Genomic DNA, 22,873 nt, shown 5'->3' with positions numbered 1-22,873 from the left:
CCGGAGCGTGGGTTGAAGGAGACGGGCAGTGGCGAGCGAAAATCACGGACATGGCGGGCAGGCGCATTCCACCGCGATCAATGTCGAGGCGGAACACGAGCGGACGTTCGTGTCGTTTGTCCACTTCTGGGTCTACGTCTTCGGCGCCGCCGCGCTCGTCCTGATCTTCCTCGCGATCTTCAACTCCTGATCGCCGCAGACCGCAGGATACGTTGATTCGCCGCGCCCTCCCCGCGCTGCTGGCGGCGTCCGCGCTTGCCGGCTGCGAAATGTACACGCCCGCGAGTCCCGAGGCGATCATCGCTGCGCGCTATGAGAGCCCCGACGCGCCGTCGGTGACGCTCATGTCCATGGTGAACGAGTCCTCCGGGCGCTCGGAGCACGCGGGCCTGCTCATCAGCGGCTCGCAACAGGTGCTCTATGATCCGGCGGGCACCTTCACCCACCCGGATCTGCCGCGCGCTGGGGACGTTCACTACGGGATGACGCCGCGCTACGTGGACTACTATGAGCGCTATCACGCGCGCTTCGGCTATTTCGTCGAGATCGACAAGGTGCCGGTCAGCCGCGCGGTGGCCGACCAGCTCATCGCCAATGCCCAGGCCGAGGGGCAGCAGATGAAGATGATGTGCTCGCTCGCCGCGGCGGACGTGCTGCGCACGGTTCCGCAGTTCGACGGCGTGACGAAGAGCATCTTCCCCGAGGGGCTCCGCCGTGATTTCGAGCAGATGCCCGGCGTCACCACCACCTACGTCCGCGAGAACGACGTCGGACAGAACAAGGTCTGGGAGCGCAGCGACCAGCCGCGGTCGTGACCGGAGCGGCCTGCCAGCTCCGGCCCGGCGCACCACCCGAGCCAGAGCGGCCCGAGCCGGAGCGGCCCGAGCCGGAGCTTCCCGCCACCCCGCCTGACGCGGGCGGGATCGGGATATCGTCGGTCCTCGTCCGGTTGACCCGCAGCGGCACCGGCGAACGCGTGTCATTCGGCGATCTGGTCGAATCGTTCGAGATCGGGGCCTACGGCCCGCTGATCGTGCTCTTCGCCGCGCCGAACATGCTGCCGGTGGCGCTGCCCGGCGTGTCGGCGATCCTCGGCGCCCCCCTCATCCTCGTCACCGGACAGATGATGCTCGGGCGACGGACGCCGTGGCTGCCGGGGTTCATCCGGCGGCGGTCCATGCGGCGGAGCGATCTCGCGCGGCTGGTCGATCGCATCGTGCCGAGGCTCCGGAAGCTCGAGGCGCGAATGCGGCCGCGCCATGACGCGCTGACCGGCCGGATCGGACGGCGGGTCGTGGGCGCGATCGGCCTGCTGCTCTCCACGATCATCTTCCTGCCGATTCCGTTCGGCAACTCGCTGCCGGGCTTCGCGCTGGTGCTGATGGCGCTCGGGCTGCTGGCGCGCGACGGCCTGATGGTGGTGGCAGGCGGCGGCGTGGCGGCGGCAGGGGTTGTCGTCGCTTCGGGCTTCCTCTGGGGCATGACCGAGGCGGGCATCCTTCTCGCCCAACAGGGGCTGGGGCTCTAGCGCCGCCCGGCGGCGGGCCCCTGTGCGCCGGAACCTGTGCGCCGGAATGAGCGCAAACGCGGCCGGAAATGCCTCCCGGAAATGCGAGAGGCCGCGCCCGGGAGGCGCGGCCTGGTGCATAAAGCGTCGTGACCTGTCGGTCAGGGGGTCAGAGGAGGCCTTCGCGCTGCATCTTCTTGCGCGCGAGTTTGCGCGCGCGACGGATGGCCTCGGCCCGCTCACGGGCCTTCTTGACGGACGGTTTCTCGAAATGCTGCCGGAGCTTCATTTCGCGGAATACGCCCTCGCGCTGCAGCTTCTTCTTGAGCGCGCGCAACGCCTGATCGACGTTGTTGTCACGAACCATTACCTGCACTGTGCTTTCACCACCTTCCCGATGTCGTGCATGAGTGAATGACGAAGGCCGGTTCGAAAACCGGCCGAGGGGCGTTATATAACTGTGGATGCGCCGACTGTCCACAGTTGGCACCCGCGAATTGGGGGATGTGATGACCGACGACCGCCCGGACGACCACGTGACCGAGGAAGACCATCTGGCCGCGACCCGAACCGCAGTGATCGCTGCGGCGTTGCCGCATGTCGCCTTCGACGGCTGGACCGAGCGCACGCTCTCGGCGGCGATCGAGGATTCAGGCGTCGAGCCCGGCCTCGCGCGGCTCGCCTTTCCGCGGGGCGGCGTGGATCTCGCCCTCGCGTTCCACAATGCCAAGGATGCAGAGCTCGCCGAAGAACTCCGGACCGCCGATCTCCTCGGGCTTCGCTTTCGCGACAGGATTGCCTGGGCGGTCATGCGCCGGCTCGAACTCGTCGCGGACGACCGCGAGGCGGTGCGGCGCGGCGCCACGCTCTTTGCCCTGCCGACCCATGCGGCCGATGGGGCGCGGGCGATCTGGCACACATCGGACACGATCTGGACCGCGCTCGGCGACACGGCGCGGGACTTCTCATGGTATTCCAAGCGCGCGACCCTGTCGGCGGTCTACTCCTCGGCGCTGCTCTACTGGCTTGGCGACGACACCCCCGGTTTTTCGGCGACGCGCGAATTCGTTGGCCGCCGCATCGATGACGTGATGCGCATCGAGAGCGTCAAGGCGAAGGTGCGGGCGAACCCGCTCGCCGCCGCTCTCATGAAGGCCCCGACGGCGATCCTCGAGCGGGTCAGGGCGCCGCGTCACGCGCCGGCCGACCTGCCGGGCTCGCTTTCCACGACCGAGCCTCCCGCCGCGACACGCCCTTGACCCGGCCGCCCGGCGCGGGGGACTAGAGGGGTACAAGGGTCAGGGGGAGAGTTCCATGGGACTGCCGGGAGAGATGCGCGTCGTCGAGATCAGCGGGCCGGGCGGCCCGGAAGTGCTGGTTCCCGCGGTCCGCAAGGTGCCGCAGCCCGCGGCCGGCGAGATCCTGATCCGGGTGCGCGCGGCCGGGGTGAACCGGCCCGATCTGCTCCAGCGGGCGGGATCCTACGCGCCGCCGCCGGGCGCGTCCGACCTGCCGGGGCTCGAAGCCGCCGGCGAGGTGGCCGCGGTTGGTGCCGGGGTCTCACGCTGGAAGGTCGGTGACGAGGTCTGCGCCCTGCTGCCCGGGGGCGGCTATGCGGAATACGTGGTGACGCCCGCCGACCACGCGCTGCCGGTGCCCGAGCCGCTCGGGATGATCGAGGCGGCGGGGCTCTGTGAGACCTTCTTCACCGTCTGGAGCAACGTCTTCGAGCGCGGACGCCTGACGGCGGGCGAGAGCCTGCTCATCCACGGCGGATCGTCGGGCATCGGGACCACGGCGATCCAGATCGCCCGGGCGCGCGGAGTGCGGGTCTTCGTGACGGCGGGGACCGAGGCCAAGTGTCACGCCTGCCTCGAACTCGGCGCCGAGATGGCGATCAATCACCGCGAGGCGGATTTCGTCGCGGCAGTGAAGGACGCCACCGGCGGACGCGGCGTCGATGTCATCCTCGACATGGTCGGCGGCGACTATCTCCCCCGCGACGTGCGGGCGCTCGCGCCGGACGGCCGGCTGGTGATGATCGCGCATCAGAAGGGGGCAGAGGTTTCGATGAACTTCTCCCTCGTCATGGTGAAGCGCCTGACGATCACCGGCTCGACGCTCCGGCCGCAGTCGGTGGAGGCGAAGGCGCGCATTGCCGAGGGCCTGTTCCGCGAGGTCTGGCCGCTGCTCGATACCGGCCGGATCGCGCCGGTCATTGCCGAGAGCTATCCGCTCGAACAGGCGGCGGAGGCGCATGCGCGGCTCGAATCGGGTCAGGTCGCCGGCAAGATCATCCTGGAAGTCGCCTGAGCCTCACCAGGTCTCCTTGACCGGGTGGCCGTCGAGCACTTCGGCGATCCGCTCGCGGGTCGGGCGGTTCAGATCGCCCGGCAATGCCGCGAGCGGGTAGAAGCGCGCCGAGACGATCTCGAGCGAGAGGCGCTTCTGCTGCGGCTGACGGGCGCCGCGGCTGACATAGAGCACCGTGTGATCACGCCGGCCGCCGAAGCCGCTCCGGTAGACGCCGAAGAGCTCTGGGGGCTCCGGCAGCACGAGGCCGCCCTCTTCCGCCGCCTCGCGCACCGCCGCCGCGCGACAGGTCTCGTCCGCATCGACGGCGCCGCCCGGCAGGTGCAGGCCCGGCAGGTAGGAGTGGCGCACCAGAAACACCCCGCCCGCGTCATCGAGCGCGAGCAGCCGCACCCCGAGGCTCAGCCGCGGGCGGAAAAGCTCGGTGATCCGGCTGAGGAGAACCCCGGCGTGGAGATGCAGGCTGCGGAGCAAGGGCCAGATCCTTTCGGGTTGACGGGCTTTCCGATTGGCAGCGAGACGCTAGGCTCCCCGGGAGAGGTCGGCAATGCGGCGCGGTTTCGGCCCCGTGATCCTTGATGGCCGAACTTGATCGAACCTGATTGACGTCGCCGCCAGCCGGTGCCAGCCTTGCCTCCTGGAGAAGAGGAGGATCGCCATGCACGAGCGGGAGCGGCATCGCGTGATCCTCGCAGCTGTCCAGGGCAAGCCGCTGGTGACGGTGCAGGAGATGGTCGAGCTGACCGAGTCGTCCGAGGCGACGGTCCGGCGCGACATCGCAGCACTGCACATGCAGAAGAAGCTCCGGCGCGTCCGGGGCGGTGCCGAGGCGATCACGCCACCGGCGTTCACCGGCCTCGCCGGCCGGCCGTGGAGCCTCAACGAAACCTCGCACGTGGCGGAGAAACGCGCCATCGCCCGGGCGGCGGTCGAGCTTTGTGCCGACGGTGAGTCGATCATCATCAACGGCGGGACCACCACCTTCCAGATGGTCTACCCGCTCGCCAGTCGGCGGATGCAGGTGATGACGAACTCCTTCCCGATCGCTGAGCATCTGCTCCGGCAGTCGCGCAACGCCGTCCTCATCCCGGGCGGCACGATCTATCGCGAGCAGATGATCGTGCTTTCGCCATTCGAGAACGACGTCACCCGCAACTTCTACGCCCGGCACATGTTCATGGGCGCGCAGGGCATGGGGTCGCTCGGGCTGATGGAGGCTGACCCGCTGCTGATCCAGGCGGAGCAGAAGCTGATCAATCAGGCCGATGAACTGGTGGTGCTGGTTGATTCGAGCAAGTTCTCACGCCGCTCGAGCCTCATTCTCTGCGGGCTGGAGCGGATCGCCACGATCATCACCGACGATCGCGTGGACGACCGTTCGGCGGCGATGCTCGAAGCCGCGGGCGTGCGGCTCATCGTGGTCGCGCCCACCGCACCGGCCGCCTCCGCGGCCGGTTGACGCGCCGCTCCGGGGAACCGGCGGCCGAACGCACGAGTTTTGCCCTCTCACGGGGAAAGAACCATGACCCGGTTTGACAGCTTCATCGCGGCGCAGGACCGGGTCTGGCCCGCCGTTCTGGCAGAACTTGCCGCCGGGGCGAAGCGGAGCCACTGGATGTGGTTCGTCTTCCCGCAGATCGCCGGGCTCGGGGGAAGCGAGATGGCGGTGCGCTATGCTCTCGGTTCTGCCGCCGAGGCACGGGACTATCTCGCGCATCCGATCCTCGGGCCGCGGCTTCGCGAGGTCACCGGGCTCATGCTCCGGCACGCCGGCCGGGACGCGAGCCAGATCCTCGGTCCGGTGGACGCCCTCAAGTTCCGCTCGTCGATGACGCTTTTTCAGGCGTCCGCCCCCGGCGAGCCGCTCTTTGCCGAGGCGCTTCGGGCGTTCGCCGGGGCTGAGCCGGACCCGCGGACGCTCGCGCTCCTCAGGGATGCTGATCCGGGGTGAGTTCTCCGAAAATCCGGCCGGCGGAGCGCTCCAGGTAGATGCGCAGCCACGGGGCGAAGGCGGCGGGGTTGGCGGCGATCTCGGCGCCGAGCGCGTCGAGGCTGACCCAGCGCAGGTCCGACACCTCGGCCGGATCCGGGTCGAGGGTCGGCTCCGCCTCGCACCGGGCGACGAAGACGTCGACCTCCTCATGCTCGATGAGCCCGCCCCCCACCTCGGCACGGTAGGTGAGCCGCTCGCGCCAGACGAGATCGAGGCCGGTGATGCCGAGTTCCTCCGACAGGCGCCGGTGGGCGCAGTCGAGGGGCGGCTCGTCCCAGCGCGGATGGGTGCAGCAGGCATTGGCCCAGAGCAACCCCGAGTGGTACTTGCCCGCCGCCCGCCGCTGCAGCAGCGTGCGCAGGTCTCCGCCCGTGCCGGCGATGACGAAGACCGAAACGGCCGGATGCAGCAGGCCCCTGCGATGGACCTCGAGCTTCGGCATCGGTTCGAGGCCAGCAGGCGTCCAGGCGGGAATGAGATCGTCGGAGATTCGCGACATACGCCGGTCTTTCGCGATCTGGCAGAAACAGTTCAAGACGAAAGTCGCCCGGGGCCCGGATCGACCGAGAGAAGGTCCTGTGGTAGATTGACGCTGCTGGGGACTACTGCGGTTGACTTTTGTGTCAACGTGAAGGAACCAGAGAGTACCGGGAAGGGGCGCCAGCGGCGGCGGCCGGTGGACGTGAGGGAATTGCGAATGGACTACGACGCCCTGTTCCGCAGCCAGCTCGATACGCTGCGCAATGATGGAAACTACCGGGTCTTTGCAGAACTCGAACGCACGACCGGGGCGTTTCCACGGGCGCGTCGGTATCGCGACGGCAAGGCGAGCGACGTCACGGTCTGGTGCTCGAACGACTATCTCGGCATGGGGCAGAACCCGAAGGTTCTCGCGGCAATGCACGAGGCGATCGACCGCACAGGCGCGGGTGCCGGCGGCACGCGCAACATCTCGGGCAACACCCACGACCATGTCCTGCTGGAACGGGAGCTCGCCGACCTGCATGGCAAGGAGTCGGCGCTGCTCTTCACCTCGGGCTATGTCTCGAACTGGGCGTCGCTCGCCACGCTCGGCGCGCGCCTGCCCGACGCGGTGATCCTGTCCGACGCGCTGAACCACGCCTCGATGATCGAGGGCATCCGGCACGCCCGCTGCGAGAAGCGGCTCTGGAAGCACAATGATCCGAAGGATCTGGAGCGCCAGCTTCGCGACATCGCGCCGGGCCGGCCGAAGATCGTCGCCTTCGAAAGCGTCTATTCCATGGACGGTGACATCTCGCCGATCGAGGAAATCCTCGACGTGGCGGAGAAGTACGGCGCCATGACCTACCTCGACGAGGTGCACGCGGTCGGGCTCTACGGCCCGCGCGGCGGCGGCGTCGCGGAAGAGCGTGGGCTCGCGGACCGGGTGACGCTGATCGAGGGCACCCTCGGCAAGGCCTTCGGCGTGGTCGGCGGCTACATCACCGGCTCGGCGGCGCTCGTGGATTTCATCCGCAGCTTCGCCTCGGGCTTCATCTTCACCACCTCGCTGCCGCCGGCGATCGCTGCCGGCGCGCGCGCGAGCATCGCGCATCTGAAGGTCAGCCAGATCGAGCGCCAGAAGCAGCGGGAAATGGTGCGCAAGCTCCGCTCGCGCCTCGATGCCATGGGAATCCCGCACCTGCCGAACCCGAGCCACATCGTCCCGGTGATGGTGAAGGACCCGGTGAAGTGCAAGATGATCTCCGACATCCTGCTCGACGACTACGGGATCTACGTCCAGCCGATCAACTATCCCACCGTGCCGAAGGGGACCGAGCGGCTGCGCTTCACGCCGTCGCCGATGCACACCGACGGCGATCTCGACCACCTGACCCGGGCGCTCTCCGACCTCTGGAGCCACTGCGCCCTGTCGCGCGCGGTCGCCTGAGCGACCTCCACCCCTCCGGTTGCTGAACAGAGCCGCTGGTGCCGCATGACGATGTGGCGCCAGCGGCCAATCGCATGACGGCATTCGTCCGTGACGAATCGCCGGGCGAGTGCTACGGTCGCATGACTAATTGATGCGCTCCTACGTCCCGAATTTCGGGAACCCCAAGATCTGATTGTCCAGCTTTCGACCGGAATTCCGGATTACGGAGTGTATTGCTTGTAAGTAGTTAATATTGATATTGGAGAGAAGTGCATGCCTGTCTACAATGGCAACAATGGCAACAACAGAATTACTGGATCAAACGGCGCCGATACCATGTATGGCTACGGCGGCGAAGACACCTTGAACGGTCTGGCCGGGGCCGACCTCCTGAATGGTGGCGCCGACAATGATTTCCTCAATGGAGGTGACGGAAACGACATCATCTACGGCGGTTTGGGATATGATGCCCTCATGGGGGGCGCCGGCAACGATTTCCTGAGCGGGCAGGTGTCCGACGAGTACGAATACGACAGTCTCGAAGGTGGGTCGGGCAACGACACGCTCGTGGGTGGCGGCGCCGGATGCTGGCTGGTCGGCGGAACCGGTAACGACACTTACATCATCAATACCTTGTTTGACTCGGTCACCGAAACCGCCTCGGGCGGCAACGACACCCAGATCCTGCAGACCGAGATTCCCGACCAGGGCGAGTACTCGCGGCTCGCTGCCAATGTGGAGACCGTCATCGTCGCCGAGGGCTTCGACGACATCTACAGGGTGCAGGGCAACGACCAGAACAACGTCATGATCGGCAATTCCTACGCCAACATGCTCATCGGCTACGCGGGAGCGGACGTGCTGCGCGGCAATGGCGGCAACGACGCGCTTTCGGGCGGGGCGAACAACGACCGCGTGCTCGGCGGCGACGGATCGGATTCGATCACCGGCGAGACCGGCGACGACTTCATCCAGGGTGGGCGCGGACAGGATCTCATCGTCGGCGGCGCGGGGCGCGATATCTTCGACTTCAATACGGTCGCGGAAAGCCCTGCCGGATCGGGCCGCGACGAGCTTCGGCCCGGCGGCGGCACGGCATTCGCCTTCGACGGGCCCGGCGCTGCCCAGGGCGACCGGATCGACCTTTCGAACATCGACTCCAATCTCAACGCGGTCGGGAACCAGGCTTTCGTCTTCGGCGGAACCGGCATTGGGCGTGTCTGGTGCGTCGACAGCGGCTGGACCACGAGAGTCTACGCCAACATCGACGGTGACGCGGCGGCGGAGTTCCAGGTCGACATTTTCGACGGCGCGATCACGGCCTCCGCGTACAGCGCGGCGGATTTCATTCTCTGAGCGCCTGAGGCTGGGTGCGGGGCCGAATTCGATGCCGGCGGGCGCGTGCGTTCGCCGGCCCGCGTGCTACTTTGGCGGGTATCCGCTCAGCGGAAGGGTGCCATGTTGAGCGAATCGCTCATACTGTCATAACTTTCCCGCGAGTTTCTGAAACTCCAACATGACGAATGTGCCGGATTAACCGGTTATCCGCGGTGGGGCGGACACTATAGCGATGCTCGTCTGTTTCGGGTGTTGGTCGCATACTTGCGTCCGACTGTATCGCGTTCGCAGTGATGCGATACTGTTCGCCCGAATGTTCAAGGTCTTGAGCTATGACGACGTATTACGTTTCGGTTTCCGGAAATAACCAGTCCGGCAACGGCAGCAAGGCTGCGCCCTACCGCACGATCTCCAAGGCAATGTGGAAGCTCGAAGCGGGTGACTCGGTCGAGGTGGGGGCGGGCACCTATCACGAATCCGTCCGAATCTCGGCCAGCGGAAAGCCCGGCGCCTACGTCACCGTCCGATCGGCAAAGGAGGGGGCCGCGAAGATCGTGGCGCCGGACAATGCAGACCACGCCGTGCATGTTCAGGGCGACTACGTGAAGCTTGATGGCTTCAACGTCTCCGGAGCGAACCGGGCGGGCATCACCGCGAACCTCACGCACCACGTGGTCATCAGCAACAACATCTCACACGACAACGGCGGCCATGGGGTGTCGGCGTCGCGTTCCGATTTCGTGACGATCAGCGGCAACACCACCTTCAAGAATGCGGCCGCAGGCCCGTTCTCCGGGATCTCGGTCTTTCACCCTGAGAACCTGACAGGCAATCCCTCGAAGGTCGGCTTCCGGATCATCGTCCGGGACAATATCTCCTACAACAACGTCACGAAGACCGGGCCGCACAGCGACGGCAACGGCATCATCATGGACGACTTCAGGAACACGCAGGATCCGAACCGCCCGGCGTACCTGTTCCGCTCACTGGTCGAGAACAATCTCGTCTTCGGCAACGGAGGAAAGGGGATTCAGGTCGACTGGACGGACTACGCGACCATTCGTAACAACACGGCCTATCACAACAACGTCGATCCGAAGAGTACCGGCAACTGGCACGGCGAACTCAGCAACATGAACTCGAGCCACAACGTCTGGGTCAACAACATCGCGGTGACCAATCCGGGGATCAATCCCAACAACCGCGCGATCGACAACACATCCTTCACCGGCTACCGGAACTCCGACAACGTCTGGAAGGGTAACCTCACGTTCAACGGCACCGACGGTCATGCCTCGATCCGCAACACCGGCGGCAACACCACGCTGAAGGTGAAGGACGGCAACCTGCTCGGCGTCGATCCGATGCTGGTCAACCCGAAGCAGAACTTCCGGCTGCAGGCGGATTCGCCCGCGGTCGACAGCGGCACGCGCGACCACGGCAACGTCGCGCGCGATCTCAACGGCAAGCTCAGGGTCGGCGACATCGACATCGGCGCGCTCGAAACCGGGCGGAGCGACCTGTCGGACCACAACTACATCATCGGTGGCAACGGCGCGAACGCTCTCGGCGGCGGCGCGGGCGACGACACCCTGATGGGCCTCGGCGGGAACGATACGCTGCGCGGCGGCACGGGCAACGACTCGGTGGCGGGTGGCGGCGGCAACGATTCCCTCGACGGTGGCAGCGGCAGGGATATCATCGACGGGGGCGCCGGCCGCGACGTGCTGATCGGCGGCACCGGCGGCGACCGCTTCCTGTTCCACGCGGTGTCCGACACCGGAAAGGGGGCGCAGGCCGACGTGATCCGAGACTTCTCGCATGGGGCCGGCGACCGGATCGATCTGCGCGGCATGGACGCGAACAGCCGTGCCTATGCCGATCAGGCGTTCCACTTCATCGGCGACACGCCGTTCTCGAAGACACCGGGCGAACTCAGATACCACAACGGCACCCTCGCCGGGGATGTGAACGGCGACAGGATCGCCGACTTCCAGATCGATATCGCCAACAACGCGCATCTGGTGGCGGGAGACTTCCTGCTCTAGCCGGATGCGCGCCCGATCCCGGCGCATCATGCACGGAAGCGGCCTTTCCCCCTGGGCCGCTTCACTCCCATCTGCTGCGCAATCGGCTTACGACGTGTATCCGGGGCAAATTCCGAGGGCGCTTTCGCGCTCGCGGGCGAGCTCGACCTGACAAGCTTCGACTCCCGCCACTGAGAGTGGGGGGCGGTAGAGCCCGTGTCCCCAATTGTTGACTGGATTAGTCGTTGCATTTCCCGAGTGATGCTGTCAGGTTACTCCCAGCCTGAATCACCAGTCCGGCGTACCGCGATGATCGTCTGCTCCTGCTGCCGAGTCACTGATACGGACATTCGCGATGCGATCGCGTGGATGCGGGCGTCCGACCCCTACACACTCATCACCCCCGGCAAGATCTACCGCGCTCTCGGCAAGTCCGCCGACTGTGGCGGGTGCATCAAGCTGTTCGTGGAGAAGATGCGGGCGGACGACAATCTCGCGGTTCCGGTGGAGCTGCGCGGGCTTCGGCGGAGGGAAAAACGGGCGCGGCTCGAAGAAGTCTGAGCTGCCGCACTTTTTAGAACGATTCCATATTGCGGCCCGGGCCGGGACCGCCTAGCTTACGTGTGCGAGCGGGCAAGCCCGCATGACACGAAGGAAAGGTGGCGCAATGAAGGGCGACTCTGGCGTAATCGAATATCTCAACAAGGCCCTCAGGAGCGAGCTGACGGCGATCAGCCAGTACTGGCTGCACTACCGTCTTCAGGACGACTGGGGTGTCGGCAAGCTGGCCGACAAGTCGCGCAAGGAGAGCATCGAGGAGATGCACCATGCGGACAAGCTCATGGACCGTATCATCTTTCTCGAAGGGCATCCGAACCTTCAGACCCTCGATCCGCTCCGCATTGGCGAGAGCCCCGTCGAGGCGATGAAGTGTGATCTCGCCGCCGAATATGACGCGCGCAACCTCTACAAGGAGGCCCGCGACTACTGCGAAAAGGTTGGCGACTACGTGTCGAAGAATCTCTTCGAGGAGCTGATGGGCGACGAGGAAGGCCACATCGACTTCCTCGAAACCCAGATCGATCTGGTCGACCGGATCGGCGAGCAGAACTGGAACCAGCTCAATTCCAAGTCCACCGACGAGGTGGAGTGAGGGACGACGGGCATCCGGGCCTTCTGACCCGGGTGCCGCCGTTCCGGGTGCAGGCGCCAGTCCTCAGCCAGCCACTGCCACCGGCCCCCCGGTGCAGCAGCCAGCCCTTCAGCCAGCCACTGCACCCGTGAACTTCCCGGGGCCGAGTTCACCCCGCCTCCGGGCGGTGGCGAGCCCGGCCTCGATGCTTTCAGCGTATCGCACCAGCGGCCGGCGCAATCCGTGGGTGAGAAGCTCGCGGCGAAGATCCTGCCGTGCTCCGGTCAGGTAGACCGAAACGCCCCGGCGTTTCGCCTTGTGGGCGAGTCCCTCCAGCATGTTCGCGGCGGACGAATCGACCAGTGTCACGCCGGCGAGATCGACGATCAGGATGCGGTGGTGGTCGTCGATCCGGTCAAGCGCGGCCCCGACCGCCGAGACCGCGCCGAAGAACATCGCGCCGGTGACGCGGAAGATCACCGCCTCCGGATCCGCCCCGTCCTCCAGCCGATACGGGTCGTGCGGTCCCTTCTCGACCTCGACCGATTTCGACATGCGGTGAATGAAGAGCACGGCGCCGAGCGAGAAGCCGACGACGATCGCCTCGGAGAGATCGCGGAAGAGCGTGAGCCCGAGCGTCACGAGAAGCACCGTCGCGTCCCCCCAGGACGAGCGCAGCAGCGCCGCGAAGGCCGGCTTCTCCACCATGTCATAGCAGACGAGGGCGAGGACGGCGGCGAGGGCCGCGAGCGGCACATAGGCGGCGAGCGGTGCCGCGACGAGAATGAAGATCAGCAGGAACACCGAATGCGACATGCCCGCGATCGGGCTGTAGGCGCCGGCGCGGACATTGGTTGCGGTGCGGGCGATGGTGCCGGTGACGCAGATGCCGCCGCAAAGCGCCGACGCCACGTTGGCGATGCCCTGCGCCACCAGCTCGGTGTTCGAGCGGTGGCGCCGCCCGGTCATCCCGTCGGCGACAACCGCGGAGAGCAGCGACTCGATCGAGCCGAGCAGCGCGAAGGCGAAGGCGGCCGGCAGGACGTCGATCACCTTCGTGATGCTGACCGGCGGCAGCGACGGGACGGGAAGACCGTCCGGGATGCCGCCGAAGGCGCTGCCGATCGTCGCGACATCGAGCCCCGTGGCCCAGACGGCGACCGCGGCGACCGCGACGACGACGAGCATCCGCGGCCATTGCGGGCGGGCGAGCTTCAGCGCCACCAGCGCCACGATGCAGGCGAGCGAGAGCGCGACGGTCGCGAGGTTCACGCTCGGCAGCGCCGCCCAGAGCGCCGGCAGCTTCTCGACGAGCGGCCCGGGCTCGGCACCCGCGAGGTGCAGGCCGAGAAGCGGCACGATCTGGCTCGCAAAGATCAGCGCCGCGATCCCGGCGGTGAAGCCGACCGTCACCGGATAGGGGATGAACTTCACGAATGTCCCAAGCCTCAGGAGCCCGGCGGCCGCCAGCATCACCCCCGAGAGCAGCGTGGCGAGCAGCATCCCCTCAAGGCCGTGCGCCGTCACCGTGGCGGCGACGAGGACGATGAAGGCGCCGGCGGGGCCGCCGATCTGGAAGCGGCTGCCCCCAAGGGCGGAGACGAGAAAGCCGCCGATGATCGCGGTGTAGAGCCCGCGCTCCGGCGCCACGCCCGAGGCGATGGCGATCGCCATGGAGAGCGGCAGCGCGACGATGGCGACGGTCAGGCCGGCCAGCAGGTCAGCCTTCAGCTGTGGCCTGCCGTAGCCCTCCGCGAGGGTGGTGACGAGCTTTGGCAGGAACGGCGCACGCTCCTGGTACGTCCTGTCCATGGTGTCCCGGCGATGAAGGGTAGTGTGCATCAATGCATTGTTGGTAGCGCCTCGGGCGTGGTCGCGGCAAGAGGGCCGCACTGGTTTCAGAATGCACGAGCCCGGGTTTGCCTCTGCCGGCCGGGGGCACTAGCCTCGGCCCGCGGGGTGCCCGAAGGAGGCTGGAACATGGCAGCATGGCAGATGGGACTTCGGGCGCTCGCCCTGCTTGCGGCGTTCGCGCCGGGGGCATGGGCGCAGCAGTCGCCAGCACCAGCGCCCGACGGGGCGCCCGGCGCGCCCGCTGCCGCCTCTCCCGACCCCGCTCCGGATCCGGTCACGGGCGACGCGCCGGCTCCGACCGAAGTGGTGCGCATGGGCACCGGCAGTGTGGCGGGGGTCTATTTCCCGGTCGGCGTGGCGATCTGCCGCCTCGCGAACCAGCACCGGGCCGAGACCGGCCTGCGCTGCGCCGCGACGCAGACCGCCGGGTCGGTGGCGAACGTCGCCGGGCTCCGCGACGGCAGCCTCGGCTTCGCCATCGTCCAGTCGGACGCGCTCGCCGAGGCTGTTGCCGGCACGGGCGCCTTCGCAACCGCCGGGCCGGATACCGGCATCCGCGCGGTGATGGGCCTCTACCCCGAGGCGCTGGCGCTGGTGGTGCGCTCGGACGCCGGAGTCGCCCGGGTCGAGGATCTCGCCGGCAAGCGGATCGTCATCGGCGCGGAAGGGGCGGGCACCCGCTCGCTCGCCGACGGGCTGATCGGCGCGCTCGGCTGGACCGCCGCGAGTTTTGGCGCCACGCCGGACATCGCCCCGGAACGCCTCGGCCAGGCACTCTGCGACAACCAGATCGACGGGTTCTTCTATGCGGTCGGCCACCCCGCGCGGGTGATCCAGGAAGCCACCACGAGCTGCGATGCCCGGCTCGTTCCGATCGACGGCGCCGCGGTCAATGCGCTGGTCGCCTCGAACCCGACCTATGTCGCAGCGACGATCCCAGGCGGGCTCTACCGTGGCAACGCAGGCCCGGTCGCGACGTTCGGCGTGACCGCGACGCTGGTGACCGAGGCGTCGGTTCCAGACGCGACCGTGCGGATTCTCGTGCACGCGGTGGTGGACGAGATCGACACCCTGCGCGGGCTGGAGCCGGTTCTCTCCGGGCTCGATCCGCGCGAGCAGGTGTCGGCCGGGTTCGCCGCGCCGCTCCATCCCGCGGCGGCGGCGATCTACCGTGAGAAGGGTTGGGAGTAGGGCGCCCTCGCCGACGTCGGCGCCCCGGGGCCGACCTCGGGCGAGGGGAGACGGACGCAATCTGAAATGGAGCGGCGCATGGCCGAGAAGAGCGACAAGTACGACCGTCTGATCGCCGCCGCCCGCGACGGCACGCCAGCGGTGACGATCGTGGCCCACCCCTGCGACGAGTCCTCCCTGCGCGGGGCGATGCTCGCCGCGGCTGAGAGGATCATCGAGCCGGTGCTCGTCGGTCCGGTGGCGAAGATCACCGCAATTGCCAACGAGCACGGCATCGACATCGCCGGCCGCGAGATCATCGATGCCCCCCACAGCCACGCCGCCGCGGCGCAGGCGGTGGCGCTGGTGCGCGCGGGCAAGGGCGAGCTGCTGATGAAGGGCAGCCTGCACACTGACGAGCTGATGAAGGAGGTGACATCCTCGACCACCGGCCTGCGCACCGAGCGCCGCATCAGCCACGTCTTCATCATGGACGTTCCCGGCCACCCGGAGACCCTGTTCATCACCGACGCCGCGATCAACATCCAGCCCGACCTCGAGACCAAGCGGGACATCGTCCAGAACGCCATCGACCTCTGGACCGGGATCGGTCTCGGCATCCCGAAGGTGGCGATTCTCTCGGCCGTCGAGACGGTGACCACCAAGCTCCCCTCGACGATCGACGCCGCCGCCCTCTGCAAGATGGCCGACCGCGGCCAGATCACCGGCGGCCTGATCGACGGCCCGCTCGCCTTCGACAACGCGATCAATCCCGAAGCCGCCACGATCAAGGGCATCGGCGGCCCGGTCGCGGGCCACGCCCAGATCCTCGTGGTGCCCGATCTCGAGTCGGGCAACATGCTGGCGAAGAACCTGATCTTCCTGTCCCACGCTGACGCCGCCGGCGTCGTGGTGGGCGCGCGCGTGCCGATCGTGCTCACCTCGCGCGCGGACACGGTGAGCACGCGGCTCGCCTCCTGCGCGGTGGCGGCGATCTATGCCAACGCGCTGATCGCGAGGGCCGCGATGTCGGCCTGAGCGGCCGCGTCGAGCGGAGAGCAGCAGGGGACAGGCGTCGCCGAAACCGCAGAGCCCGACCGTCCCGAGCCTTTGCAATCCGGTCCCGCACAAGCCGGAGTGGTCGTCAGAAGTAGAAATAGTCGCTCTGGCCGGAGAGCGCCGTCATCCGGCCGGGGTCGCTGATCTCGACGCTGCCGTAGAAGACGTGCAGGATCCCTTCCTGCTCGAGGTCCCACAGCTTCTTGTTCACCGTCGGCCGCGTGCAGCCGAGGATCTTCGCCAGCACCTCCTGGGTCACGTCGATCCGGTCACGACTGCCCCCCGGCGCGCTGCCTCGCAGGCTGAGCAACAGCCGGGCCAGCCGCAGCTCGATCGGCTGCGGCGGAGGCTCGCCACGCCGCGCCGCAGTTGGCAGCCACTCACGGCGTGCCATGATCGGACTGCCGCCCGTCGTTTGGGACGTGTGAGCTTGGGCCCATGGGCAAGAACCAGGGCGGCGCCGCAATCTCATGTGCCGCCGGTCGCGGAGAATTCACCCTGGCGCGGGCTCGAGGCTCTCAGCCAGACGACTCCCGCAACGACTTCTCCGCCGCAGGCCCTGAATCCGACCTTGCTCCAGGCCGAAACTCGCGACTTGGAAGCTTTGGAGAGGTCCGCGAAATGGTCCCGGACATGGCCTGCGGCGCGGAGCGCCAACGCCGAGATCGTCGGGGTCGGATTGACGACGCCGCCCGTCGCGAGAACGCTGCCGTCAATGATGAGGAGATTCTCCACGTCCCACCCCTGATGCCATTTGTTGACGAGCGAAGACGCGGTATAACCTGTGTGGCCTTCCACCGGCTCATCAACGAAGATTTCCCCGGCAACCAGCGTGTGGTGCATCAGGTTTCGTCCAACCTGATCGGATGCGTTGGCGAGATTGTCCGACGCCAACAGCAGGCGCGGCGTGCCGATGCCGTTGGCAGCAAGGATCACGACGCGGGCTTTCTGGAAGTGGAGCCGGTTGGTGTCGCGATCAACGTAGAGCGCGCCCGTCACCCGGCCATCAGCGCCCCTTTTCAACCCGCAGGACACGCGCCTTCACCCGCAACTTCACTCCGGCCTCGATCGCCCCGGGGCCAGACGGACAGCGCGTAGTTGCTCATGGACCCGCGCGGGCAGCCGTTGCACACCCCGCAGCCGTTGCATGCGGGTCGGCCGTCATACGGCGCGAAATCGTGCCCGCCTCGACCGGCCACCAGTGCCAGTCCAGCTGATCGAATGCCACCGCGAGCCGGCGCGACACGGCGACGGCGGCATGGGTCCGGTCGGGCAGGGATCACGTGGCGGCATCGCCAGATCGCCATGCCGTCCGGCGACGCCGAGAAGGCGGTCAGCCTGTTCGTAGAACGGCGCGATGTCCTCGTATGCAATCGGCCAGTCCGGCTGAAGTCGGTGTTCGGTCCCCTTGCGAAAGTCCGATGGACGATAGCGCGGCCACACCGCGCCATAGACATTGGTGGAGCCGCCGACGCCGTTCCACATCAATATCTGCGAGCTGTCAGACCGGACGTCGTAGTCGCCCGACTGGCGTCCCTTCGAGACGTCCGGGTTGCAGCTGGTCCGGCGGCGCCAGGTCCAGTCGGCGTGGCTGTGGGGGTATTCGTCCGCGTCAAACCAGGGCCCCTGCTCAAGGCGGACGACATCGAGCCCAGCCCGGCCAAGGACCAATGCAGCCAGCGATCCGGTCGCTCCCGCACCGATGATCAGGACGTCACATTCAGCGTTGCCGGTCATCGGTCGAGGCCCCGTTCGATGGTGCGAGAGCGGTCGAGATCAAGCTCTGTCAGGTCGAGCCGTTTCACCTCACTGGTGGAGATGTAGTGACCACGGCGATGACCGGGCATGTCTCGCGCCGGTTCGAACGGGTCGCCCGCATAGCCCTCGAAATGCGGGAAGAGATGATACGGCCGCCCGGACGCCCGGATGGCGTCGATCACGAACGGGTGCTCGTAGTAGGCAAGGACAACCGCCCTCAGGACGTGGTCGAAAAGCTCGCGTTCCGACTGCTCAAAGCGTTCGACGATCAGTCGATGCGCCGCTGCGTCCTTATGGTCAAACGGCGCCCCTGCGGACCAGTGCCGCAGTGATCGCACTCACCGAGGCTTCGCCTCAGGCTCGAAGCCCTCGAAGGTCTCGATGAGAGCGATGGCGCGGGGGTCGATCATCGCAGCCTCCCCAACCATGTGACGTGGCGGTCAAGGCCGATAAAGCTCGCGAGGCTCATCAAGCCCGGCCACATGTACGAGGTCCGCATCGACGCGGACCCCGACGAGTTCCTCGATTGGGACGAGCCGCTGAGCGAGCAGAGCGAGTTGGTGCGCTCGGTCTACGCTGCGCTGAGGGAAAGCTCGCTGCCGGCGGGGGCGGAAGGTCTGGACGGTGCCAATTCCGCGTTGGCAGAGGCGCTCCGCGGTGCCGGCATCAAGGGCCTTCGCTACCTCGACGAGGGCTCCCGCGCTTCCGGCGAGGGAGGAGGCACGGACGGGATCAGGGACGCCGGGGAAATCTCCGCGCCAGCCTTCTTTACCCCCCGCCGAGATCTGGCTGAGGGATATGGTGAGCATGTCATCGAGGCAGAAGTGCCTGAGGGTGATCTCCTAGTCGATCTGGATATGCCGGGCGCTCGCCTCATGTCGCCGGAGGATGCGGCAGCATCCCCGGATGGGACGGCGAGCCCGGACCGGGCGAATCGGTACATGGCGCTGCTGAAGCGGATGGGCGCGGTGCCGGACGATCCGAAGGCAACGCCGACGCAGAAGCAGCTCGCCCGGAGAGCGGCGCACAACATCCGGGCAGCGCTCGGGATGAGGCCCGTCCGCTAGAGCGGGACGCGAAGGCCCCCCGCGCACCGGCACCCGCGAAGGCGGCAGCATCGACGTCACCCCCGAGGGGGAACAGACCGTAGTTCCGGGCGCGGAGAAAATCTCCGACCGGGAGCGGGCTGAGCGCGCCCAAGCCGCACCGAAGCGTGGCGGCGACAAGCCGATGCAGGACGACGGGCTGTTCGGCGATCCTGACGGCCGGGGCGACATGTTCGACACGCCGTTTGCGAAAGGCCGACCGCTTTCCGCGTGGGGGCAACGCCTGCTTACCGCTCTTCGCTCTGGGGAGGACGCAAACACCCTGACCATTGGCGACGTCCCAGAAATCCTACGTGCGTTCGGCGGTCGAGGGAAGTCGCTGGTGGTCGCGATCGGGAAGCTTCGGAAAGTCCTGAAGGACCATCGCGACGTCCGGCCAGAGACGTTCTTGAGCCTGCCGGAATTACTTGCGCGGCCGGTCTATATTCTCCGCAACCGGGGCGACGAACGGTCCGGGGACCTCATGCTCGTCACTCGTGCAGAAACCGAAGATGGGGATGTGATAGTCGCCATCATCAAACGGAGCGGGAAGGACGACGTCGGCACGGCATCAACGGTCCTCGTCACGGTGTACGACAAGCAGGATATTGCTGGCACCATCGATCGCGCTGCGCGCTACAATGACATTCTATTCGTATGGGCAGAACGCGAAGGCAATGGATATAGGCATATCGGGGCTGATTCCCTTAACGCCTCGCTGAGCGACACCATCAAGCGCCTTCGCGTTGCCAGCAGTATACGCACGCCACGGTCGGTTTTCAAGCGGGGCCAACCCTCGAACGAAACTGGAGGCTCTTCTGCCCGGTCCCGGCACGACCAAAGCCGCGCTGGTAGCCCACGCTCGTCGGGAAAAGTAGCCGATCCCGACGGCGAAATCAAAGAGCGCCGCACTACCCTGGGCGGCCGGGTCGCATACGAGCCCACGTCCGAGTTCGACGCGAAGGCGAAAGTCATTGTCGCCGCGCTTCAGCGGCGTCTGGACAGCCTCAAGCTCTCCGGTCTCAAGGTCGGGATCGCGCAACGGCTGTTCGTTCGGGACGAGGACGGCAATGTCATCGAGTTGGATGGGTACGCCGATCCCCAGCGCGGCCTTGTCGCCGTCGCGCTTGCGGCCACTCGCGGGACAGACATTACCCTCGGCCACGAGGCGCTGCACGTCCTGAAGGGGTTGGGGCTATTCCGCGATGCCGAGTGGGCCGCGCTCGTGAAAGCCGCCCGCGCCGACACTGACCGGATGGATCGTGCCCGGCTGGAATACAAGGAGTTGTCCGAGGCCGAGCAGATCGAGGAAGTCATCGCCGACATGCTCGGCGAGTGGTGGGCCGGTCGCAGCCCCGTGCCGAAGGGCTTCCTGCGGACCGCCTACGAGCGGCTTCGCGCGTTCATCGAGGCCCTCGGTCGCGCGCTTCGGGGGCAGGGCTTCCACACATGGGAGAGCGTGTTCCGCAGCGTCGAGCGCGGCGACGTCGGGCGGCGCTACAAGGTCGGCAAGCCGATCGGCAACGGCTCCGGGGTGGCAGTGGTGGGCGAAGCCAAGGGGCGTGACGGTATCCTCGCCTATCACGGCTCGCCGCACGACTTCGACCGCTTCGACATCTCGAAGATCGGGAGCGGCGAGGGTGCGCAGGTTCGGGCACGGGCTCTACTTCGCGGAGAACGAGGGGGTGGCTCGGTCGTATCGGGACATGCTGGCGGAACCGGACTACAGCGACCGGCGGCTCGTTGGCGAGACGCTGTCCGATGTGCTCGCCGAGGATAGCATGGTCGACGGGAAGGTGCCTTTCGGCCGAGACCGGGCGCTGTTCAGCCGAGAAGAGATGGCCGGCGCGTTCAATGCACACCGGATGAGCATTTTCAGCGTCGAGGATTCGGCTCGGCGGAAGGTTGATGCGCGCCTCACCAAGCCCGGCCACATGTACGAGGTCCGCATCGACGCGGACGCGAACGACTTCCTCGATTGGGACAAGCCGCTCTCGGAACAGAGCGAGAAGGTGCGGGTGGCTTACGCTTCGCTGAGGACAAGCTCGCTGCCGGCCGCCGGCAGGAGGCTCTCCAACGAGATCACGGAAATGGAGCGGGATGTTCCTGACCCGACGGGTGGGGATATCCATACGGCTGCGGCGGAAGGTCTGGACGGAGCCCATTCCGCGACGGCCGAGGCGCTTCGCGATGCCGGCATCAAGGGCATTCGCTACCTCGACCAGGGCTCCCGCGCGTCCGGCGATGGCACGAGCAACTACGTCGTCTTCGACGACAGCCTCGTCACCGTCACGCGGAAGTACGCCAAGGCCCGCCCCGATGCTGCCAGCGACGGGAATGGCGCCGCCTTTCGTTCGTCGCAGGAACTCGGGCGCCACCTCACCACCGGCCCGTTCAGTAAGCCGGTCCAGCGCCTCATCGACGCCGGGAAGATCGTGCTCCATGAGGATGAGAGCACGTTGCCGGGTGGAAGCGAATCGTCTCAAACCCCCGTGAAGCGTCTGACGGGCCATGAAATTGTCGGTAGCGGGGTTCCGTTTGGGGAGCTTCGGCAGGCCGCTCAGGAATGGTTCAAGAACAACCTTCGCAATACCACGGTCACAACACGCTTGGGATGGAAGGTCCGCTTCAACCGGTCGGGCATGTCGAAGGCCACGAGCAAGGGGGAGGGTCTGATCCGCGTCATCCCTGCCCTGAAGGAGATCATAGAGCAGGGAGAGCTCGTCGAAAGCCGCCCTGGGGACAGGCAGGGCATTGTGGCCGTCCACTTCATTGCTGCCCCCGTCGAAGTGGACGGTGTGACTAAGAACGTCGTGGTCGGAATCCGCGAGGACCCCAACGCGCTCTTCCATTATGAGTTGGCGTGGGACAATGGGAGAAGGGAAGTCGCCGAGAGCCGGTCAAGGACCGATGGGGATCGAGCCGAAGCCCCTCACACCAGTTTGGATTACACTCCCGGCGAACTGAATATACAGTTTCTGACCGTCCGAGGCAAACGTTCGCTTCAGGGACTCACCGACGCGGATGGTACGATCCACCTCGTCGCCTCGAATCTGAACCGCCAGACCGTGCAGGCCGTGCTCCTGCACGAGATGTTCCATGCAGGCGGGCAGTCACTCGTCGGCGACAAGGCATGGGCCGGGCTCATGGCGCGCATGAAGCGCATCCACGAGCGCGCCCGCGCCGGAAAGGTCGGAGAGTGGTGGGCGGCGGCGCTGCGGCGCGTCCCCGAAAGCACCCCCGAAGAGAGAATCGCCGAGGAACTCGCGGCCTATGCCATCGAGAATCGCGAGACTGCGCCGGCCGGGATTCGCGAGCTGGTCGACAACATCCTCGGCCGGGTGAAGGCGTTCCTTCTGCGCCGCTTCGGGACGCAGGTGGGTGAAGTGACGCCGGGCCGGCTCCGGGCCCTCGCCATCGCCGCGTTGCGTTCCGGCCGTACGAGCGGCAGCGCATCCGTGCGCTTCGCCAAGCCGAGGCCCGCGCCGGGCTTCCGCGTCGGACGCCGCACGTGGTCAAGAGCACGGCCGTGACGTGGTTCTTCCAGCGGGGAGGGGCGATGAGCGACGCGACGTCGTTCTTCTCGACCACCGAGGCGACGCTCGATCGCGTCTACCGGCAGCACCATCCCGACTTCCAGGCAGAAGCAGCCGCCATCATGGACAAGAGGAACCGATGACCGTTTCGTTGCAGAAATCGTTGTGAAAAATGGCCCGGAAATCTGCTAAGTTGTGGCGCACCCG

24 protein-coding genes and 1 pseudogene are annotated in these 22,873 nt (G+C 66.9%); 17 read left to right on the top strand and 8 right to left on the bottom strand.

The annotated features are described in order from the left end of the window. Positions 1-28 precede the first annotated feature (28 nt). The 3 genes from HNP73_RS23890 to HNP73_RS05015 are packed head-to-tail and all read left to right on the top strand — an operon-like array spanning position 29 to position 1,528. The gene (locus HNP73_RS23890; protein WP_184147500.1) at positions 29-190 is read left to right on the top strand and encodes an aa3-type cytochrome c oxidase subunit IV; all 162 of its coding nucleotides are present in this window, start codon (positions 29-31) and stop codon (positions 188-190) included. Between the two features lie 22 nt (positions 191-212). Then, complete coding sequence (locus HNP73_RS05020; RefSeq protein WP_184147499.1) at positions 213-815, top strand: hypothetical protein; 603 nt, start codon at positions 213-215, stop codon at positions 813-815. Then, on the top strand, positions 812-1,528 hold the full coding sequence (locus HNP73_RS05015; protein ID WP_184147498.1) for an exopolysaccharide biosynthesis protein: 717 nt from the start codon (positions 812-814) through the stop codon (positions 1,526-1,528). Before HNP73_RS05020 ends, HNP73_RS05015 begins: the two co-directional genes overlap by 4 nt. 148 nt (positions 1,529-1,676) lie before the next feature. Here HNP73_RS05015 and rpsU read toward each other — a convergent pair whose 3' ends face one another. Continuing rightward, the gene (gene rpsU, locus HNP73_RS05010) at positions 1,677-1,883 is read right to left on the bottom strand and encodes a 30S ribosomal protein S21 (RefSeq protein WP_184148041.1); all 207 of its coding nucleotides are present in this window, start codon (positions 1,881-1,883) and stop codon (positions 1,677-1,679) included. Positions 1,884-2,016: 133 nt separating this feature from the next. Between rpsU and HNP73_RS05005 the strand changes: the two genes are divergently transcribed. Together HNP73_RS05005 and HNP73_RS05000 are read left to right on the top strand one after the other, a co-directional pair. Continuing rightward, positions 2,017-2,766 carry a COQ9 family protein gene (locus tag HNP73_RS05005; protein ID WP_184147497.1) on the top strand — a complete coding sequence of 250 codons (750 nt, stop codon included), beginning with the start codon at positions 2,017-2,019 and terminating at the stop codon, positions 2,764-2,766. Positions 2,767-2,821: 55 nt separating this feature from the next. Next, positions 2,822-3,820: an NAD(P)H-quinone oxidoreductase gene (locus HNP73_RS05000; RefSeq protein ID WP_184147496.1), complete on the top strand. Its 999-nt coding sequence runs from the start codon at positions 2,822-2,824 to the stop codon at positions 3,818-3,820. Between the two features lie 3 nt (positions 3,821-3,823). On the opposite strand, the gene HNP73_RS04995 is transcribed toward HNP73_RS05000, so the two are convergent. Beyond that, on the bottom strand, positions 3,824-4,294 hold the full coding sequence (locus HNP73_RS04995; protein WP_184147495.1) for an NUDIX domain-containing protein: 471 nt from the start codon (positions 4,292-4,294) through the stop codon (positions 3,824-3,826). Positions 4,295-4,478: 184 nt separating this feature from the next. On the opposite strand from HNP73_RS04995, the gene HNP73_RS04990 reads away from it, so the two are divergent. Then, positions 4,479-5,279, top strand: a complete 801-nt coding sequence (locus HNP73_RS04990; RefSeq protein WP_184147494.1) for a DeoR/GlpR family DNA-binding transcription regulator — start codon at positions 4,479-4,481, stop codon at positions 5,277-5,279. Between the two features lie 63 nt (positions 5,280-5,342). Then, entirely contained in the window at positions 5,343-5,771 is a 429-nt protein-coding gene (locus tag HNP73_RS04985; protein WP_184147493.1) for a DUF1810 domain-containing protein, read from the top strand. Here the strand turns inward: HNP73_RS04985 and HNP73_RS04980 are convergent. Further along, positions 5,749-6,312 (bottom strand): isopentenyl-diphosphate Delta-isomerase, encoded by a 564-nt coding sequence (locus HNP73_RS04980; RefSeq protein ID WP_184147492.1) that lies wholly within the window; start codon positions 6,310-6,312, stop codon positions 5,749-5,751. The genes HNP73_RS04985 and HNP73_RS04980 overlap by 23 nt on opposite strands. Before the next feature lie 198 nt (positions 6,313-6,510). On the opposite strand from HNP73_RS04980, the gene hemA reads away from it, so the two are divergent. From hemA to bfr, 5 genes are all read left to right on the top strand, one after another. After that, entirely contained in the window at positions 6,511-7,725 is a 1,215-nt protein-coding gene (gene hemA, locus HNP73_RS04975; protein WP_184147491.1) for a 5-aminolevulinate synthase, read from the top strand. Positions 7,726-7,980: 255 nt separating this feature from the next. Next, on the top strand, positions 7,981-9,063 hold the full coding sequence (locus HNP73_RS23605; protein WP_184147490.1) for a calcium-binding protein: 1,083 nt from the start codon (positions 7,981-7,983) through the stop codon (positions 9,061-9,063). Positions 9,064-9,377: 314 nt separating this feature from the next. Further along, complete coding sequence (locus HNP73_RS04965; protein WP_184147489.1) at positions 9,378-11,093, top strand: calcium-binding protein; 1,716 nt, start codon at positions 9,378-9,380, stop codon at positions 11,091-11,093. A 288-nt stretch (positions 11,094-11,381) separates the two neighbouring features. Further along, positions 11,382-11,633 carry a (2Fe-2S)-binding protein gene (locus HNP73_RS04960; RefSeq protein WP_184147488.1) on the top strand — a complete coding sequence of 84 codons (252 nt, stop codon included), beginning with the start codon at positions 11,382-11,384 and terminating at the stop codon, positions 11,631-11,633. Between the two features lie 106 nt (positions 11,634-11,739). Next, positions 11,740-12,225 carry a bacterioferritin gene (bfr, locus tag HNP73_RS04955; RefSeq protein WP_184147487.1) on the top strand — a complete coding sequence of 162 codons (486 nt, stop codon included), beginning with the start codon at positions 11,740-11,742 and terminating at the stop codon, positions 12,223-12,225. Between the two features lie 108 nt (positions 12,226-12,333). Here the strand turns inward: bfr and HNP73_RS04950 are convergent, their stop codons facing one another. Continuing rightward, entirely contained in the window at positions 12,334-14,016 is a 1,683-nt protein-coding gene (locus HNP73_RS04950; RefSeq protein WP_184147486.1) for a SulP family inorganic anion transporter, read from the bottom strand. Between the two features lie 168 nt (positions 14,017-14,184). On the opposite strand from HNP73_RS04950, the gene HNP73_RS04945 reads away from it, so the two are divergent. Together HNP73_RS04945 and HNP73_RS04940 are read left to right on the top strand one after the other, a co-directional pair. Continuing rightward, entirely contained in the window at positions 14,185-15,249 is a 1,065-nt protein-coding gene (locus HNP73_RS04945; protein WP_184147485.1) for a TAXI family TRAP transporter solute-binding subunit, read from the top strand. Positions 15,250-15,309: 60 nt separating this feature from the next. Next, positions 15,310-16,266: pseudogene (locus HNP73_RS04940) on the top strand (phosphate acetyltransferase); the annotation flags it as partial. Between the two features lie 106 nt (positions 16,267-16,372). Here the strand turns inward: HNP73_RS04940 and HNP73_RS04935 are convergent. From HNP73_RS04935 to HNP73_RS04925, 4 genes are all read right to left on the bottom strand, one after another. Beyond that, positions 16,373-16,681, bottom strand: a complete 309-nt coding sequence (locus HNP73_RS04935) for a helix-turn-helix domain-containing protein (protein WP_184147483.1) — start codon at positions 16,679-16,681, stop codon at positions 16,373-16,375. Positions 16,682-16,755: 74 nt separating this feature from the next. Further along, entirely contained in the window at positions 16,756-17,322 is a 567-nt protein-coding gene (locus HNP73_RS22860; RefSeq protein WP_425486616.1) for a GMC oxidoreductase, read from the bottom strand. Between the two features lie 126 nt (positions 17,323-17,448). Continuing rightward, positions 17,449-18,024, bottom strand: a complete 576-nt coding sequence (locus HNP73_RS22855) for an FAD-dependent monooxygenase (protein ID WP_221288186.1) — start codon at positions 18,022-18,024, stop codon at positions 17,449-17,451. After that, positions 18,021-18,383: a hypothetical protein gene (locus HNP73_RS04925; protein WP_184147482.1), complete on the bottom strand. Its 363-nt coding sequence runs from the start codon at positions 18,381-18,383 to the stop codon at positions 18,021-18,023. Before HNP73_RS04925 ends, HNP73_RS22855 begins: the two co-directional genes overlap by 4 nt. Before the next feature lie 144 nt (positions 18,384-18,527). On the opposite strand from HNP73_RS04925, the gene HNP73_RS04920 reads away from it, so the two are divergent. From HNP73_RS04920 to HNP73_RS04910, 3 genes are all read left to right on the top strand, one after another. Further along, positions 18,528-19,112 (top strand): hypothetical protein, encoded by a 585-nt coding sequence (locus HNP73_RS04920; protein ID WP_184147481.1) that lies wholly within the window; start codon positions 18,528-18,530, stop codon positions 19,110-19,112. A gap of 163 nt (positions 19,113-19,275) precedes the next feature. Beyond that, on the top strand, positions 19,276-20,910 hold the full coding sequence (locus HNP73_RS04915) for a MuF-C-terminal domain-containing protein (RefSeq protein ID WP_184147480.1): 1,635 nt from the start codon (positions 19,276-19,278) through the stop codon (positions 20,908-20,910). After that, a complete protein-coding gene (locus HNP73_RS04910) occupies positions 20,837-22,663 on the top strand; it encodes an LPD3 domain-containing protein (RefSeq protein WP_184147479.1) in 1,827 nt (608 codons plus the stop codon). Before HNP73_RS04915 ends, HNP73_RS04910 begins: the two co-directional genes overlap by 74 nt. Positions 22,664-22,873: the final 210 nt, after the last annotated feature.

The organism is Amaricoccus macauensis (assembly GCF_014201905.1).
GTDB classification, from domain to species: domain Bacteria; phylum Pseudomonadota; class Alphaproteobacteria; order Rhodobacterales; family Rhodobacteraceae; genus Amaricoccus; species Amaricoccus macauensis.
The sequence above is the reverse complement of the archived record's forward strand: the minus strand, read 5'-3'. Positions and strand labels throughout refer to the sequence as shown.